This is a genomic window from Ancrocorticia populi (assembly GCF_003123745.1).
In the GTDB taxonomy this organism is placed as follows: Bacteria; Actinomycetota; Actinomycetes; order Actinomycetales; family Actinomycetaceae; genus Ancrocorticia; species Ancrocorticia populi.
The window spans coordinates 84,356-98,998 of the sequence record NZ_QETB01000004.1 but is presented as its reverse complement, the minus strand read 5'-3'; the positions used below and the strand labels follow the sequence as shown (position 1 = coordinate 98,998).

The 14,643-nt window shown below is 59.7% G+C and carries 13 protein-coding genes; 2 read left to right on the top strand and 11 right to left on the bottom strand.

Going from position 1 to position 14,643, the window contains the following annotated elements; translation table 11 throughout:
* The 10 genes from DD236_RS07590 to glpA form a co-directional block, all read right to left on the bottom strand.
* Positions 1-630 (bottom strand): uridine kinase family protein, encoded by a 630-nt coding sequence (locus tag DD236_RS07590; RefSeq protein WP_109093789.1) that lies wholly within the window; start codon positions 628-630, stop codon positions 1-3.
* The gene (locus DD236_RS07585) at positions 630-1,475 is read right to left on the bottom strand and encodes an SMP-30/gluconolactonase/LRE family protein (RefSeq protein ID WP_109093788.1); all 846 of its coding nucleotides are present in this window, start codon (positions 1,473-1,475) and stop codon (positions 630-632) included. Before DD236_RS07585 ends, DD236_RS07590 begins: the two co-directional genes overlap by 1 nt.
* Complete coding sequence (locus DD236_RS07580; RefSeq protein WP_109093787.1) at positions 1,462-2,100, bottom strand: LutC/YkgG family protein; 639 nt, start codon at positions 2,098-2,100, stop codon at positions 1,462-1,464. Before DD236_RS07580 ends, DD236_RS07585 begins: the two co-directional genes overlap by 14 nt.
* A complete protein-coding gene (locus DD236_RS07575) occupies positions 2,097-3,752 on the bottom strand; it encodes a LutB/LldF family L-lactate oxidation iron-sulfur protein (protein WP_109093786.1) in 1,656 nt (551 codons plus the stop codon). Before DD236_RS07575 ends, DD236_RS07580 begins: the two co-directional genes overlap by 4 nt.
* Positions 3,752-4,540 carry a (Fe-S)-binding protein gene (locus DD236_RS07570; protein WP_109093785.1) on the bottom strand — a complete coding sequence of 263 codons (789 nt, stop codon included), beginning with the start codon at positions 4,538-4,540 and terminating at the stop codon, positions 3,752-3,754. Before DD236_RS07570 ends, DD236_RS07575 begins: the two co-directional genes overlap by 1 nt.
* An 11-nt stretch (positions 4,541-4,551) precedes the next feature.
* Positions 4,552-6,219, bottom strand: coding sequence for an L-lactate permease (locus DD236_RS07565; protein WP_109093784.1), 1,668 nt, complete (start codon positions 6,217-6,219; stop codon positions 4,552-4,554).
* Between the two features lie 409 nt (positions 6,220-6,628).
* A complete protein-coding gene (gene glpK / locus DD236_RS07560; protein WP_109093783.1) occupies positions 6,629-8,155 on the bottom strand; it encodes a glycerol kinase GlpK in 1,527 nt (508 codons plus the stop codon).
* A gap of 204 nt (positions 8,156-8,359) precedes the next feature.
* On the bottom strand, positions 8,360-9,631 hold the full coding sequence (locus DD236_RS07555) for an anaerobic glycerol-3-phosphate dehydrogenase subunit C (RefSeq protein ID WP_109093782.1): 1,272 nt from the start codon (positions 9,629-9,631) through the stop codon (positions 8,360-8,362).
* Entirely contained in the window at positions 9,628-10,812 is a 1,185-nt protein-coding gene (gene glpB / locus DD236_RS07550; RefSeq protein WP_109093781.1) for a glycerol-3-phosphate dehydrogenase subunit GlpB, read from the bottom strand. Before glpB ends, DD236_RS07555 begins: the two co-directional genes overlap by 4 nt.
* On the bottom strand, positions 10,809-12,437 hold the full coding sequence (gene glpA, locus DD236_RS07545; protein WP_243410084.1) for an anaerobic glycerol-3-phosphate dehydrogenase subunit GlpA: 1,629 nt from the start codon (positions 12,435-12,437) through the stop codon (positions 10,809-10,811). The genes glpB and glpA overlap by 4 nt, the downstream gene beginning before the upstream one ends.
* 106 nt (positions 12,438-12,543) lie before the next feature.
* On the opposite strand from glpA, the gene DD236_RS07540 reads away from it, so the two are divergent.
* Both DD236_RS07540 and DD236_RS07535 read left to right on the top strand, forming a co-directional pair.
* The gene (locus DD236_RS07540; RefSeq protein WP_338079007.1) at positions 12,544-13,548 is read left to right on the top strand and encodes a sugar-binding transcriptional regulator; all 1,005 of its coding nucleotides are present in this window, start codon (positions 12,544-12,546) and stop codon (positions 13,546-13,548) included.
* Positions 13,509-14,045: an amino-acid N-acetyltransferase gene (locus DD236_RS07535; RefSeq protein ID WP_243410077.1), complete on the top strand. Its 537-nt coding sequence runs from the start codon at positions 13,509-13,511 to the stop codon at positions 14,043-14,045. Before DD236_RS07540 ends, DD236_RS07535 begins: the two co-directional genes overlap by 40 nt.
* Here the strand turns inward: DD236_RS07535 and DD236_RS07530 are convergent.
* On the bottom strand, positions 14,042-14,452 hold the full coding sequence (locus DD236_RS07530; protein ID WP_109093779.1) for a hypothetical protein: 411 nt from the start codon (positions 14,450-14,452) through the stop codon (positions 14,042-14,044). The two genes, DD236_RS07535 and DD236_RS07530, sit on opposite strands and share 4 nt — an antisense overlap.
* Between the last annotated feature and the right edge of the window lie 191 nt (positions 14,453-14,643).

Below are 14,643 nucleotides of genomic sequence, written 5' to 3'. Positions count from 1 at the left end.
CTACCGCGCCCGCGCCAGCAGATTGGTCAGCACCTCGTGGGCCTCTTCCCAGCTCACCAAGCGCAAGCCTTTAGAGACAAAGTATTCGTAGCGCGCGGGCTCGGCGAAGAAGTGCGCGATTCCGCGGCGCAATAGGTTGATGGGTGGCTTGCGGGCCTCGTCCAGATCGCGCATGAGCCGGAACCAGAACGTTTGGGCGCGCGGGCGCTTGAGCGCGATGGCATCGGCGAGGATTCCTTCGGCGCGCGCCCTATCCACGATCTCAGGAGCGAAAATCCCCTCAACCAAGACGAATCTGGCCCCGTCTAATTCCACGCGCCGTTCGCCCAAGCGCTTGCTGGCCGAAATATCGTAGATTGGTACCGTGGTTTCGCCGGTGGTGCACAGCTCAACGAGCGCCGCAACGGCGCCGATTCCATCCCACGTGGCCGGTGAGTCCCAATCCACCATGCCGTGACGATGGGGCAGGCCGGGATGGTCGCCGTCAAAATAAAAATCATCCAGTGAAATGACGGGGAGGCCCGAACGTGTGGTGAAGCGGGTCTTGCCGGAGCCTGACGGCCCTGCCACGATCACGACTTTGGCGAGCGGCTTCCGTTCAGCCGGATCAATCTGAAAGAGCGCGTCCACTACCCGCGGTACTCCCTCGTGGGCTGGCCAGCTACCTCGGCGCGCATGTGCCACACGGCACCTGCACCCGGAACATCCGCCATCTCCTTGGACGTGGTGATGAAGACGTCCTTACCGTCGGCCCCGCCCAAGGTCACGGCGGTCACGCCGGGGCAGGGGAGCGTCCATTCGCCCAGGATCTCTGCGTCCGGCGAATACAGCCGCACGGCACCCACGCGGTTCAGCGCGCACCAGACGTTACCTTCCGAATCAACCGCGAGCCCGTCCGGACTGGTTCCCTCACCAGTGTGGAAGAACGTACGCCGGTTGGTGAGATCGCCTTCGGCAGTCACGTCGAAAACGTCCGTCTCGCGCGTAGCCGTATCGTTGTAGTACGCACGCGTCCCGTCCGCGGTGAACTCTATGCCGTTGGAGGTTGTGACGTTTTTTAGAACGACGACGACGTCACCTTCCCCATCAACCCTGTACAACTTGGCTGCACCGGGCGTCTTATCGTAGGGCATGGAGCCGGCGTACAGGCGCCCCAGCGGATCTACCCCGCCCTCGTTCATGCGAACGTTGGTATCAGACCACATCTCGGGGAGCGGCTTGGGCGCGGCGAAGGCGGAATCGGCCAGCGCAATACCGCGTTCAGTTCCCAGAACATAGCCGCCCGTGGCGCGCGGGCGCACGAAGGCGGCTATGGGGGAGCCGGTGCTTAGGCGCGTGAGTTCGCCAGAGGGAGCGAGGGTCAGCAGATCGCCAGCCAGCATGTCCACGAATCGCAGACCGCCCCACGATTCGTGCCACACCGGGCCTTCCGCGTGGAAGGCTACAGAATCAGTTATTTGTTCAGGATGCATCATCCACGATGATAACCCGAAGTGTACGCGGGCCGTGTACACCGTCTACTCGAACCAGCTCGATGTCCGAGGTAGCCGATGGCCCTGCAATCCAAGTAGTGGGCCGCTCGGGATGGGCGGAGAGCACCTCAACCGCCTCGGGAACCGTGGCATAGATGGAGCTGGCGGCCAGCACAATGACGTGGCAATCGGGAACCAGAGTGATGGCGCGGCGTCCCTGATCGGGTTCGCTATCCAGCATGATCGTTCCCGAAAGGCTCACCCCGGCGCGTGCGCCCGTAACCACCGCTTCGGTCTTATCCAACGTGTCCTTGGAGAGTGGCGGATCGTCCACGCGGACCTCGCGGCCGTCCGCGCCGATCGCATCCACCCAGTTTTGTGGAAGCCCCGGCGGGATCACCACGGTGGTCTTATCGCTGAGCTGCTCGGCGATCACCTGAGGAAGTGTGGCGCCAGTTGCGTGAGCGACCGTTGCCGTGTAATCGATCAGGGCCTGTTCCATCTCCGCGATCACTTCGTCGCGGGTGGCAGTGGTGCCCATTCGGTAATCGCGGGGGATGGCCGGGGCGCTGATGGGGCCGGCCGCCCGAATGCGATTGAGGATCTCAGCCTTGGCGGCGTCACTCATTTCGTCTCTCCTTGAGTTGATTCAGCTGCTGGTCCGCCCGGAACTTCCGCTGGCTCTGTGGGTCCTGTAGCCGGAGACGGAGTTGGTTCAGGCTTTCCTGTGCTGTCCTGCTCGCGATCCTTCCACCAATCTCGGAAGGTCTGGGTTGGTGGTGCGGGCACGTCGCGCACGAACGTCCAGTTCGAAACCACGGGGAGCGGGATATGGCCGATCTTGTGGTCGGGGCCAGCGATGAGATTGCCGGCGGGCATCACCTTGCCCGCCGCTGCCATTGTTTTGCCGGAGGACATGGCCTTGGCGCTCGCCTTCATTCCAATGTCCCAGCCGCTGGGGACGCCGCCGCGATTTGCCTCGGTATAGCGATGCCGCAGGTGAACGAGGATCTCCGGGATATTGATCTTCACCGGGCACGCGTCATAACACGCGCCGCACAAGGACGATGCGAAGGGGAGCGTGGAGGCCGGATCGTGGTGATCGAAGGCGCCCAGCAACTGTGGCGTGAGGATCGCGCCGATCGGGCCGGGGTACACCGAGTTGTAGGCGTGGCCACCAACATGCTGGTACACCGGGCAGATGTTCATGCACGCGCCGCAGCGGATGCACTTGAGGGCTTCGCGGCCAACCGGATCCTTGAGAACATTGGTGCGTCCATTGTCCAGAAGGATCAGGTGAAACTCTTGCGGGCCGTCCCCTGGGGTTACTCCGGTCCAGAACGAGGTGTAAGGGTTCATGCGCTCGCCCGTTGCCGATCGCGGCAGAAGCTGGCTGAACACCTCCACATCCCTGTAGGTGGGAACGATCTTCTCGATGCCCATCACGGTGATGAGCGTTTCCGGGAGCGTCAGGCACATGCGCCCGTTGCCCTCGGATTCGAACACGGAGAGAGTGCCCGATTCCGCGATGCCCATGTTGGCGCCCGAAATGGCCACCTTGGCCGAAAGGAACTTCTTGCGAAGATGGGCGCGCGCCGCCATGGCAAGCTCGCGCGGCTCATTACCCATGTTTTCCGGAGCATCGCCCATCCTTGCCTCGAAGATGGCCTTGACCTCGGCTCGGTTGCGGTGAATGGCCGGGACTACGATGTGCGACGGCATATCTTCGGAGAGTTGGACGATCATTTCGGCCAGATCGGTCTCCCACGCCTGAACGCCACGGGCCTTGAGATACTCGTTGAAGTTGATCTCCTGAGTGGCCATGGACTTGACCTTGACTACCTCGTCAACCTGCTTGGCCTTGATGATGTCAAAGGCAATCTTGTTGGCTTCTTCGCCATCGCGCGCCCAGTGCACAATGCCGCCGCGAGCCTTGACGTTCTCCTCGAACTGCTCGAGCAGTTCTACTTGATTGGCCGCGACATTGCGCTTGATGTTGGAGCCAGCTTCGCGCAGCTCCTCCCAATCGGGCATCTCATCCACGCGAGTGTTGCGCTTGGTCCGAATCTTGGTTGTGGCGTACCCGAGATTCCTTCGCATCTGCGTCTTGCGAAGTGTCTTCTTGGCGCCGTCGGGGAAGCGATCTCCCCACCGGAGTGGATCTTCGGGAATGGGGTGGCCCGGGCTCCAACCCAACTCGTTTTCCTCCTTCGAGGATTCCTGCCATGTGGCTGGGTTGAGGTTGAGCTTATCCGCGAGCTTTTCGATTGAATCGATCATCAGATGCCTACCTTCGTGGTTGTGGCCGGGGCATTCCACGGCTGATCCTTGGTTCCGGCCAGCACCTCAGCTAGATGCATCGCGCGAATCCCGGAACGGATGCGCTGGAGGCCGCCAGCAATGGACATCATGCAGGAGTAATCGCCAGCAACTAGAACCTCGGCGTCCGTTGAGAGAATGTTCTTCATCTTGTCCGAAAGCATCGATGCTGACGTCTCGGGATTTTTGAGGGAGAATGTTCCGCCAAAGCCGCAGCACACGTCTGCATCCGGAAGCGGCACATAATCGATACCGTCAACGGCCTGAAGGAGCCGGAGTGGACTATCGCCCACCCTTGCAACCCGGAGCGAGTGGCAAGTGGTGTGGTAGGTGACCCGATGGGGGAAGTAGGCACCAACGTCCGTCACACCCATTTCGTTGACCAACAGTTCCGGCAGATCGAAGGTGCGCTTAGCCAGCGCGGCAGCCTCACGCGCCAACCGCATGTCCCCCTGATCCTCGGCCACCATCTCGGCCTGATGACGGAGCGAGCCAACGCACGAACCTGACGGCGCAACGATAGCGTCCCATTCGCCATCAAGCACGGGCCGGAAGGCCTCCACGTGATTGCGGATAATGGGCACGGCCTCGGGATAATACCCAGTATTAACGTGCATCTGGCCGCAGCACGCTTGGGATTCAGGGAAAACAACCTCGCATCCCAGGCGCTCGAGAAGGTGCACGGTGGCTTGTGGTGCCTGAGGGAACATCACGTCGCCGATGCACGTGGCAAACAAAGCGATTTTCATAATTATCTTTCCTATGATGCGATAACAAATCCGAGCGTACCGCGCGATGCTAGAAGCACGATAACACCAAGTATTACAACGAATGAGATGGAATAGGGGGCGGCTTTTCGAAGAAGCGTTGCCTCCGAGCCGGGTTCCTTGATTGCCGTTGCGGCAATCGCCAAGTTCTGCGGGCTCATAATCTTTCCGATACCGCCACCGATCTCATTGGCGGCCAGCAACAGCTGTGGGCTCAGATGCGCTGCGGAGGCTGCGGTTGCCTGCAGGTTAGCGAACAGTGCGGCTGCGGAGGTTGCTGAACCGGTGACGGCGGTACCGATCCACCCGAGAATTGGGGAGAGGAACGCGAAGGAAGCGCCGGCGCCAGCCAACCATGTCCCGATGGCCACGGTCTGGCCCGAAAAGTTCATCACATAGGCCAGTGCCATGATCACGGCAATCGTCAGGATGGTGATCCTGAGATCGTAGAACGTCCTGCCCAGAGTCCGAATACCTGCGCTGAAGGAGAAGGGGAACTTGCCGTCGCTATCAAAAACTCCGTACGCAATCGAAACCACTAACCCCGTGAGCAGAAGCATCGTCCCCGGAGAAGAGAGCCACTGGAGATTGAACACGGGGTTCTCTGATACTGCTCCGGATCCATCCAAGAGGTTGCCGTAGAGTCCGGGCCATTCAATGTGAATATCGGTTGAAGCTAGCCACGCCGGAACATCTACTCCGATCGTCCAGAGCTTGGCGATGCCGAAGATGACAATGACCAGCCAGTAGGGCATGAGGCCGAGGACGGTGCGGGAGACGGTGAGCTTTTCGGGTGCCTCCTCGGACTTTTGCGATTCGGGTGTGGTGGGGGACCAGATTTGCATGAAAAGCGCAACGAGAATGAAGGAGAGTAGGGAAGCGAACACTGCCGTGAGCGTATAGGACACGTAATTCGATGCGACGAAATGACCGCCCGCCATGCCAATGCCCGCAACAAGCGCTGGTGGCCAGCACTGCTTAACGCCGCGAATGCCGTCGTAGATGGCCAGCAGAAGGATCGGGACCCACACCAAGAAGAAGGGGGTGATTCGGCCCATGGTGCTAGCGACGATCTCTGGGGTGGAATCGCCGAGCTGAGCCACAGTGGCCACCGGAATCGCCATGGCGCCAAAGCCCACGTTCAAGGCGTTACCCACCATGGCAATCAGTGCCGCTTTCACAGGTGGGATGCCGATGGCAAGGAGCATGGCGCAGGCGATGGCAACTGGCGCACCGAAACCTGCTAGGCCCTCGAGAAGGCCGCAGAAGCAAAAGCCGATGAGGAGCGCCTGAACCCGCTGATCTCCCTTGCCCATCACGGAGAATACCGTGCGAACATCCTCGGAACGCCCGCTGCGTTCGGTCAAGTTATAAATCCACACCGCCATGATGACGATGTACAAGATGGGAAGAAAGCCGAAAGCGGCTCCTTGAGTAGCTGACAAAAGGGAAAGATCTGCCGGCATATTGAAGCCGAAAACCGCAACCAACAGCGCGGTGACCAAAGAGGCAACCGCGCACCAGTGTGTAGGGACCTTGAACACCCCAAGAAGTACAAAAAACAGAACCAGCGGCAGCAGCCCGAGCAAAGCGGTGAGCGGAAGACTAGACGCCACGGCTGTGGTTGATGGAACGTACCCGGCGGTCACAAACGGAACCACGGAGTCTCCTCCTTTGGAGATCGGTTTTCCTGCGCAAAAAAGCTTCAAGGTCCAAGGCCTTGAAGCTCGGTAGGTTTCTCCTACGCAATCGGGAGAAACATAAGCAGCTATTTACGATGTTACAACTGGTAAAAATCGTCCTCAAACTAACTCGATATATGTGAGGGAAATGTTCCGGAATGACATATCGCGACTGAGAATTCGTTCTTTGTGGTGTTTGGGCAGGTTTTCCGCAGTCTTGACGCAACCCCGGGTAAGGACCCCGAGAGTTGACACAACTCTGGGGGATGGGGAAAACGGACAGCATGCAAAAAGGGGTGGCCCGGAGAATCTCCGGGCCACCCTGCGCTAGTGGGTTGGACGCTTAGTGCCACTGGCTAGTTGTGCGTCTGACACCTAGTGCTATTGCCTAGATGGCGGTGTCCTCATCAACCCAGTCGAGGGTCTTGGTGACTGCCTTCTTCCACTGGCGGACTAGGCGCTCGCGCTCGGCGGCATCCATCTCCGGGGTCCAGCGCTTGGCCTCGTTCCAGTTATCGATAACGTCCTGCTCGCCCTCCCAGAAGCCAACGGCGATACCAGCGGCGTACGCAGCGCCGAGTGCGGTTGTTTCCGCAACCTCGGGCAGCACCACGCGGGTATCCAGAACGTCGGCCTGGAACTGCATGAGCAGGTTGTTTGCCGTCATGCCGCCGTCAACACGGAGCTCTTCGAGCTTCACGCCGGAATCAGCCTCCATGGCATCGAGTACCTCGCGGGTCTGGAAGGCTGTAGCCTCCAGCGCAGCGCGGGCAATGTGTGCCTTGGTGTTGTAACGGGTCATACCAACGATGGCTCCGCGGGCGTCTCCACGCCAATGCGGCGCGAACAGACCGGAGAATGCGGGCACGAAGTAAACGCCACCGTTGCTATCAACGCTTGCTGCGAGTGCCTCAACATCAGGGGAGGTTGGGACGATCTCCAGATTGTCACGCAGCCACTGGATCAGAGAGCCGGTCACGGCGATGGAACCCTCAAGGGCGTAGACAGGTGCCTGATCGCCGATCCTGTAGCACACAGTGGTGATAAGACCGTTCTCAGACATCTGCGGCTCGGTGCCGGTGTTCATAAGCATGAAGCAGCCGGTTCCATAGGTGTTCTTGGCCATGCCGGGCTGGAAGCAGGCCTGGCCGAAGGTTGCGGCCTGCTGATCGCCAAGGATGCCTGCGATCGGGGTATCGATCAGGAGGCCTTCCTTGCGCCCGTATCCGTAAACCTCGGACGAGGACTTAATCTCAGGAAGCATGGACATCGGGATACCTGCAATCTCGCAGATATCTTCGCGCCACTCGAGGGTCTTCAGATCCATCAGCATGGTACGCGAAGCGTTGGTCACGTCGGTCACGTGAACGCCGCCCTTGACGCCACCGGTCATGTTCCATAGCAGCCATGTATCAGGATTACCGAACAGCAGATCGCCCGCTTCAGCGCGCTCGCGAACGCCTTCGACGTTCTCGAGAATCCACATGATCTTGGTGATGGAGGCGTAGGTAGAGAGGGTCTCACCAACGATGGGACGGAAGCGATCGGGGCCACCATCGGCAGCGAGACGATCCACGAGATCCTGTGAGCGGGTATCCTGCCACACGATCGCGTTGTATACGGCTTCGCCCGTGTTCTTATCCCAGATGATGGTTGTTTCGCGCTGGTTGGTGATGCCAACTGCTGCCACCTCGTGGCGGTTGATCTGAGCGTCTGCCAGAGCGATACCAACGGTCTGGCGTACGTTATCCCAGATCTCCGCAGGACTGTGCTCAACCCACCCGGCGTGCGGGAAGATCTGCTCGTGCTCCAGCTGGCCCGAAGCAACATTCTCTCCAGCGTGATTGAAGATAATGGTGCGGGAGGACGTGGTGCCCTGATCGATGGCTACAATGAACTTCTTCTCAGTCGTCATTGACTGTCCTTTCTTGAGGACGATCAACTGTTGGTTTTTCCAACAGGTCTTAACGGAGCACTGCGGGTGCAGTGCTGGTGCATAAGGACGCGCAGGACGTGTCCCTCGCCACAACTGTACCCGATAAAATGCCCAAGATAGAACTTTGGTCCCTGCGCAATTGCGCAGGGACCAAAGATTGTTTGAAATTATGTTCAGCGCTGCTTATCCGGTGACGGAAGCTCCCTCAGGAACAGTCGAAAGTCCAAGCGCGGCGTGAACCAATTCGATCGGATGAATAACTTCAGCATTCGTGCCCTTACGGATCTGCCAGCGGCAGGTCTCTGTCTCACACGTAGCCAGCTTCGGGTTGGTTTCCTTGATCATGTCGAACAGGGGCTTACCTACCTTCTGAGCGATGTCGAACTTCTCAGCCTTCAGGCCATAGGTTCCGGCGATGCCACAGCAGGGCTGCCCGGATTCGATGACCGTTACACCTGGGATAGACTCCATGACCTCGATGGCCGGCTTGCCAATACCCTGCGATTTCACCTGACACGGCTGGTGGTAGGGAATCGTAGTATCCATCCGGCGTAGCTCCTCAACGGGGAACTCGCCGTTTTGGATAAGTTCGGCAAGGAACTCCGAGGTCTCGACCATACGGGCACCCACGTCCTTGATCTCCGGATCTTCGAGGCCCATAATCTCGTGGGCTTCGTGGCGGAGCATTCCCGCGCACGATCCGGAAGAGGAGATGATCGTCAGGTCGCGATCCGCCTCGCGTAGCTGGTTAGCCAGTTTGCGAACAAGTTTCGAAGCTCCGTCAAACAAGCCGTTGGACTGCTGGGCTAGGCCGCAGCACCCCTGCTTGGGGACGATCACTTCGTAGCCCAAATACTCCAGCACCTCAACAGTTGCCTTTGATGTGGCCACCTCGAAGTATCCGCCAGCACAGCCGTGGAAGAACACGAGTGGCCCGCGGGATGGAACGTTTGGATTCGGCTTTGAACCGCCGCGCTTCTTGAACCAAGACATGAAGCTCTGCGTCGTAGCCTTAGGCATCGGGGCATCGGCGTGAACGCCAATCACGGCCTGGACGATCTTTCGAACGGGCTTGACACCAAGCGCCCAGTTAGCAACGGGCGCCACCGGTGTGAGCAGCATGCCTTCCATCGACGTCTGGGTAATGAGCCGATCGCGAAGCGGCACCCCGTTTTGTGCCTTCATCACGGCCCTTGCCTGACCGTTGATTTCGGCGATCTTCACTCCCTGAGGGCATACCGTGGTGCAGATAGCGCATCCTGAGCAATAGTCCAGAGTGTAATCAACACTTTCACCATCACGCAGACGCTCGGCCTGCGGCCCCACGTACTTCGGTCCGGGGAACAGTGGCGTTACTCGTGCCACTGGGCACTGCGTTTCACATATAGTGCACTTGACGCAGCTATCGAGGCTCGCGCGTGCTAGTGAGCCCTGTGCATGCTCTAAAGCGGTCATGCTTTCCTCCTGAGAATTGCGGCAACTGCCTGAGCGGCACTTCCGAGTGCGATGCCCTCGCCAGATTTCTCTTCGTGGCGATGAGCCCCACCGATTACTCCGCCAGCGGCATACAGGTTCGAGTACACGGGCCTGTCATCTTGACCCACCGGGCGCATATCGCTATCCACCTTGAGTCCCGCGGCAAATAGCGGCTGGGGAGCTCCCCAGTAATCGCCAGTCACCAAGTCCTCGTACTTAGTGGAAGGGAAAATCGGCAGATCAAAGACGGTATCGGAGAGCGTGCCGTAAGAATCGAGGACGAATGCGCCAGAATCTAAACCGCCGGCTGCATACACCACGGCATCGGCCTTCACGTGCTTGACGGCTCCGGCAACCTTTACTTGGATGCCGGTTACAACACCATCAGCAGCATCAACACCGAGTGCTTCAGCATTCAGCCACAGCCGAATTCGCCGATCTTCCGTATCCTGACGAAGCCGCTCGTTCATCTCCAGACCGGGAATGGAAGGCGGCGGAAGCGGAATCTGGAACACTGGAGCAGAGCAAGCACCTTGAATGCGTGCCCATACGTCCTCGCGCACAACCGCGGGAATTCCAACGCGCTCACCTTCGCGCGCCAACTTGCCCAACCGAGCGCCGAGTTCTTCAGCGGCGCCTGGCTCAGCGAGCGAACGCGAGTAGGCAAGAGCAGTATCCCCGGCGGCGGAGAGGTTAAGAACCTCGGCGCGCGCTTCGTAACCCTGATCAGTAAGGTTCTCTGCGGCGAGCTTCGGGTAGAAGTCCTTGAGGCCCGAGAATCCTACCAAGAGATACTTCGCACTCTTATCCATCGCACCGGCCGCAAACGAAGGCGGATAAAGCCCCGTGCGGCGTAGTGCGCCAAGCGCCGTGGTAATCATTGTGGATTCTTCAAGGTTGCCCTCTAAAGGAACAACCTTGTTGAAGGCCGCTAGGCCCTCACGCAGCGAATCGGCGCTGATCTTGTGATACGGATGCTCGGCTGGCAGGGCATCGAACGCTTTGAGAGGCATGGGAGCATCGAAAATATCGATCGTGCCCTGTCCAAGCTGCAGACCACCAAATCCCTTGGTGATGATCGTGACGTCTTGGCCCGCTTCCTTGAGCATAATTGCGGCGGTCAATCCGGCGATGCCGGAGCCGATAACTACGGTTCTCACTTGGCTGCCTCCTTTGCGGGATAGCGGGTTGCCGATGGAAGTTCGGCACCAGCGGGAAGCTCGGTAACAGGCAGCCCGTCAAGATCGAGCGTGCTTCGGTAGATCCAATCATCAAGTGAAGCTTCACGAGCCTGAGCTCCGTAGAGAATCGGGTAGATGCCGCCCCAGCGGTTTTTCATAAACAAACGCAGCAGTTCGTTCGTCTGAGCCGCAGTCCAGCATCCGTGTTCGTGAGCAATGCCGGCCGTACGGGAGGCGCAGAAGCCACCCTGACACGGCCCCATGCCGATACGCAGCTGGCGGCGGAGATCATCAAAGGTGGCGTCCGGCTGCTCATCGAGCAGATCGGTAATCATCTTCTTGGTGACGAACTCGCACTCGCAGATCACCGGATCGCGATCTGGCGCTCCGTGATCAGCCTTCTTGGCAGCCTCGACTTCTGCAAGGCGATGGGTCACCTTGTAGTTGCTCCCGGATGCAACGGGCTCTTCTGCGGTGCGGCACGGGCGGTTTTCGCCCAGTTCCTCACACACAGCATCCACAACGCGCGCCGCCATGAGGCGATAGGTTGTGAGCTTGCCGCCAGCAACGGTAATCAGGCCCTGAACGTCGTGCCTGACCACGCTCATGTTACGAGACATGTGCCGGGTATCGTCTGCAGCCACTCGCTTATCCTGAAGCAGCGGGCGGGCTCCCACCCACACGTGCAGTGCGCGGGACTCGCGGAAGCCGGGAATCAGATCCTCGCCGGCATCCAACATCTGCTGGACTTCGTCGCGTTCGATCACCAGATGATCGGGATCATCATCGCGATGATCCGTTGTTCCAATGATGGACACGGTGTGAACGGGAACGATGATGTCACCGTCGGCAGGGTACACGCAGCGGTTCACCACAGAGTTGACCAGCCGGTGGTTCATCGCCACCATGATGCCGCGTCCGGGAACAACCTGAACGTCGTGCTCTCCAGCCATAGCAGCGATGTGGCCGCCCCACGGGCCAGCCGCGTTCACTACTGCACGGCACTCGATGTACACATCCTCGCCAGTCTTATCGGCGTGGCACATAACGCCGCGAACGGCGCCGTCCTTGACGTCAATATCGGTGACGCGATGGTAAGTCAGGCATTCGGCCCCGTACTCCCGAGCGGATTCCACGGCGCCCCAGACCATGCGCCAGCCGTCAACGGTTCCGTCTTGGACTTCGAAGGCCCTCGCGAGCTTGGGGGTTAGGCGAGGCTCGCGTTTGCGGGCCTCGGCGATTGTGATTTCAGCTGCGGGCACGCCCGTTGCCTCGGCGCCTTTGATGAACCGGTCGGGGAATTCGTCGTCGTCCCCCGCAACCGAAACAAACAAACCACCGGTGGCTTCCACGGCATCGGGATGAATCCGCTTGAGAATTGCGTTTTCTTCGGCACACTCAGTTGCCGATTCGGGATCGGACACAACGTAGCGCCCGCCCGAGTGTAGGAGGCCGTGATACCGGCCTGTGGTTCCTTGGGCAAGATCGACGCGCTCGACCAAGATGGCTTTCAATCCGCGCATGGCCGCATCTCGAAGGACACCAACACCGGTAGCCCCTCCGCCGATAATGACGACATCGCAGTTCAATTGTTTTGCTGACACAGTTCTACTCTACCGATGTGTTCTTGGTCTCGAATACCAAATGGCTGATGTGCATTCGTGCAAATAGGCACTGGGAGATTGTGCAGACATCGGGCACAATGGTGGTGTGGTAGATAGTTTGGAACGCAGGCGTTTGGCATACGAAGCTGCTCTGTTGTATTACATGGAGCAGCAAACCATGGAATCCATTGCGAAAAAGATGGGGTTGTCGCGCTCAACAGTGTCGCGGCTTGTGGCCTCCGCTAGGGATGAGGGGCTGGTTCGCATCACTCTGCACGCCCCCCAGGAGCCGGCCGCCACTACGGCCTCACGATTGAGTCAGCTCTACGGCGTGTCGGTCACGATCGTTCCCGTGAGCCAGCCAACCAGCGAGATGCGCCGGCTCGAGCGCGTGGCGGCAATGGCCGGAGCGATGGTTTCGGACATCGTGGATGACGGGGCAACGATCGGTGTCGCGTGGGGTACCACCCTGTCGGCAGTGGCCGAGCGCCTGGTCCCCAAGCCGCTGGAGCGCGCCACCGTGGTCCAGCTCAACGGCGCCGCGAATCCCGGCACCACCGGCATCCCGTTCGTTGGCGAGCTGATGGGTCAGTTCAGCCGTGCCTATGGCGCGAAGGTGGCTTCTTTCCCAGTGCCGGCCTTTTTCGATTACGCCACCACGCGGGCCGCACTGTGGCGGGAGCGTTCCATCTCCGCAGTTAGGGAGATTGGCCGAAATGCGGATCTTGCGGTGTTTGGCGTAGGCGCCTTCAGCGCTCCGGTGGCCTCACACGTGTACACGGCCGGCTACCTGTCCAACAATGACGTGGCCTCCTTGCGTAACGACGGCGTGGTGGGGGACGTTTGCACCGTGTTCGTTCGCGCGGACGGCAGTTATGCCGATCTGGAGATCAACTCGAGAGCATCCGGGCCCACGCCCGCCGAACTCAAGAAGATCCCACGGCGCCTGTGCGTGGTTGCCGGTCCCGCGAAGGCCACAGCTCTGATCGGGGTGCTTCGCTCGGGGGCAGTGACCGACTTGGTGGTGGACGACGAGTGCGCCGCCCGGGTACTCGAAGAAAGTGAACATCCGTGGCGTCCAGGACCGCAAGGTGCTGGAATGGGCCTGTGACCGTCCAGCTCCGCCCTGCTAAACCACACGATGCCCGTGCCATTGCCGCTCTGATTTCACCGTATGCACGCGGGGGAATTCTGGTCCGCAAGCAGCTCATCAACTACTTCGAGGATATTCAAGAGTTTTTCGTTGCTTATCGGGGCGATTACATCGTTGGTTGCGGAGCACTTCACGTCTTGTGGGACGATATCGCCGAAATCCGCACGCTCGCCGTGGCCCCCGAGGCGCTCGGCACCGGGGTTGGGCACCTTCTGGTGACCCGGCTAGAGGAGCGGGCGCGCGAGTTGGAACTCCAGCGCCTTTTCTGCCTGACCTTCGAGGTGGATTTTTTCGCCAGTCACGGTTTCGCCCCGATTGACGGGACCCCGGTGGGAATTGACGTTTACGAGCACATGCTTGCTTCGCACGATGACGGCGTAGCCGAATTTCTGGACCTCGCCCGCATGAAACCCAACACTCTGGGAAACACGCGAATGCTCAAAGAGCTGGACTAACGTAGTGCACGGGACATCTGGCGCGTGAGCAGAAACATTGCAAACGGCCCTTGGATTCCCACAAGTGCGATAAGTAAAACCTGCGGCGTTGGCACGTCCGACCGAACCATGACGGCCGTAATAATCGTGGCAAAGAAACCAATGAGCGCGCCCGTCTCGAGACCAATAACCGATCGCTTGTAGGCGCCGCGCCAGTTGTCCGGCTCCGTCCGCAGCGCGAGCCACAACATATAGGCGGCAACGAGCACCATAACACCGCCCGGGATTACGAGGATCAGAGCTACGTGGGAGCTGGCTGCGTCCCCGAACCAGCTCGTGAGAATCCCGACCGCGCCCATCACAACCGCACCAAGCGCAAGGATGATGGCGGATTGGGCGAGCCGTTGGACGCGGAGGTGAGGTTCCATAGATACATCCTACAAAGGGCTTGGCCAATGTTGGGGGCGTCTGGAGCGCGTATTTCTCGCGGCTCTTTTTCTTCCACTCCGGTTTGCGGCAACTCCCGAGAGAGTTTTTTCCGACGACGGAGCCTCCCGTACGTACCCACTCCGGGAGGTTTGTGCGGAGGCGGGGCTCCGTCGTCGTTCCCAAATCTTGC